The 2033-nt window shown below is 63.6% G+C and carries 3 protein-coding genes; 1 reads left to right on the top strand and 2 read right to left on the bottom strand.

Annotated features, from left to right (window positions below; genetic code table 11):
* Window positions 1–216 precede the first annotated feature (216 nt).
* Window positions 217–483 carry a hypothetical protein gene (locus tag MKK69_RS14195; RefSeq protein WP_243968684.1) on the bottom strand — a complete coding sequence of 89 codons (267 nt, stop codon included), beginning with the start codon at window positions 481–483 and terminating at the stop codon, window positions 217–219.
* A 3-nt stretch (window positions 484–486) separates the two neighbouring features.
* Window positions 487–1251 carry a Crp/Fnr family transcriptional regulator gene (locus MKK69_RS14190; RefSeq protein ID WP_243968683.1) on the bottom strand — a complete coding sequence of 255 codons (765 nt, stop codon included), beginning with the start codon at window positions 1249–1251 and terminating at the stop codon, window positions 487–489.
* A gap of 198 nt (window positions 1252–1449) precedes the next feature.
* Between MKK69_RS14190 and MKK69_RS14185 the strand changes: the two genes are divergently transcribed.
* Complete coding sequence (locus MKK69_RS14185) at window positions 1450–1980, top strand: Crp/Fnr family transcriptional regulator (protein WP_243968681.1); 531 nt, start codon at window positions 1450–1452, stop codon at window positions 1978–1980.
* The last annotated feature ends 53 nt before the right edge of the window (window positions 1981–2033 follow it).

The following is a 2033-nucleotide window of genomic DNA, read 5'->3' as shown; positions in this document are numbered from 1 at the left end:
CCTCGCCGAACCCGAGCATGCCAATGTCGGAAGCTGGTTCATGGAGGCGGGGTTCGGCCGGCTGCAAGGGCTGAGGGTCCCTGCCTTTCCGGCTCTGGAAGACGCAACGCGCTGGCTGCGACGCCATCTCAAGCCGGTTTGCCCCGTGGCCCCTGCCGCAGCGTCCCTGTTGAAGTTTGCGTCAAGGATTTCCCAGCCGGTCACCGGGGAGATAGCTCAACCCGGATGGAGATGGCGTCGCAGCCGGTGCGTTGCGTATTCCAGAGCCGGAAAGGCAGGGACCCTCAGCCCTTGCGGCCGGCCGAACCCCGCCTCCATGGACCAGCTTCCGACATTGGCATGCTCGGGTTCGGCGAGGCGAACCAGCACTGCCACGAGCAGGCCGTTGGCGATCACCAGCATGCCGTCACGGTCGGGGCTACCCGTGTCGATCGAGATCGGCTGCAGCACAATCAGCGTCTCGACATTGCCCCGCTCGGACATCGGCTAGCCCTCCTGGGCGCGGCCAAGCCAACTCAGGTCGCGGCGCTCTCCCCAACGGGTGTTGCGCAGGTGCAGGTAGTTCGGTGCGAAGCTACAGAAGGCCTTCATTCGCTCGACGTCGAGGATGGTCAGGACGCGGCGCTTGAGGTGGATCAGGCCGAGGGCGCGAAGCTCGCGCAGCGTCCGGTTCACGTGCACGTCGGACAGGCCCATCGTGTCGGCGATCTCAGACTGTGTGAGCGGAAACGCGTAGCTGTTGTCGGTAACACGGCCGACCGCTTCCAAGCGCATGAGAAGTTCGCACAGAAGATGCGCGATGCGCTGGTCCGGAGCGCGCGCGCCCATATTGACCAGCCACTCGCGCAGGACGGCTCCATCGACCAGGGAGCACCACCAGAAGGCGCGCGCGATGCTCGGGTGCTGTGCTGTGATCTTATCGATGGCTCCGCGCGGGATATCCACGACTTGGCACGTCGAGATGGTGCCGATGGTGTGATCCATCTCGTCGAGGATGAACACGTTCAGGTCGCAGAAATCGCCGGGCAACAACAGGGCCATGATCTGGCGCTGGCCGTCCGGAAGGACCTTGTACCGGCAGGCAAAGCCGTCGAGGATCAGCAGGACGTTGTCGGGCTTATCGCCTTCCCGAATCAGATCCTGGCGCGCGCCGACCTGCCGGACCTTGAGTACCAAGTTGTTCAAGGCCGAGCGAGCTGGGTCGGAGAGGGGTTCGAAGCTCTCAAGCTTCCGCGTCAGCGCCTGCTGCATGGGGCTCACATCGCTGCGCCTCGATGCCTGCCAATATGTCAGATATCCGACAAGATCTCCATCATTTGACCGATATCTTGCGCTTCTAGGGGATTAGTCTCAAAGACAGGCAGGCGTAGGACGCAGGCACGTCCAGGTGCTCGTGACCGAGGGCTCTTGGACCTCCCGCTCCAAGTGAACGGGACCAGGTCGCAACCGATGCAGCACAGCTGCCTCAATCGCCTGCTCAGATCCCTGGATCCGGACGATTTCGATCTGCTGCGACCGCACCTCGAACTCGCGATCCTGTCGTTGGGCGATGTGCTGATCAAAGCCGACACCCCGATCACGCGGGTTGCCTTCGTCGAACGAGGCATCGTCTCGCTCGTCAGCATCGCGGCGGACGGCCAACAGGTCGAGGTCGGGCTCGTCGGATGCGAGGGCATGGTTGGCGTGCCGATCCGACTCGATGCCGAGCGGACGCCGGACGGGGCTCGGGTTCAGGCTATCGGGCTAGCGCAGGTCATGCCGCTAAGTGCCCTCACCGATGCGCTTCGGCTCAGTCGGCGCCTGCACAATCAGCTGTTGAAGTATGAGCACGTCCTCGGCGTGCAGGCCACGGCCACGGCCTTGGCCAACGGCCGCTACACCCTGGAGCCGCCCACGTGCCGTCCTGGATCTCGGATGGACTTCAATCTGGGGCGGGGAGCGAAGAGTTGGAAGTCAGTGGAGAAATTTGCGGGCGGTTAGACAGTGGATACTCCAATACCGGCGCCTGGTCCTGGCGCTGATACTTTGCCTGT

Origin of the sequence: Methylobacterium sp. J-026, assembly GCF_022829585.1 — a bacterium.
Taxonomy (GTDB): domain Bacteria; phylum Pseudomonadota; class Alphaproteobacteria; order Rhizobiales; family Beijerinckiaceae; genus Methylobacterium.
Note: the sequence above shows the minus strand (reverse complement) of the source record. Positions and strands in the feature narration are given on the sequence as shown.

Excerpts from the sequence above, each read along its gene's own strand:
- MKK69_RS14190 (WP_243968683.1), bottom strand. The coding sequence starts at position 1,251 with ATGCAGCAGGCGCTGACGCGGAAGCTTGAGAGCTTCGAACCCCTCTCC.
- MKK69_RS14195 (WP_243968684.1), bottom strand. The coding sequence starts at position 483 with ATGTCCGAGCGGGGCAATGTCGAGACGCTGATTGTGCTGCAGCCGATC.
- MKK69_RS14185 (WP_243968681.1), top strand. The coding sequence starts at position 1,450 with ATGCAGCACAGCTGCCTCAATCGCCTGCTCAGATCCCTGGATCCGGAC.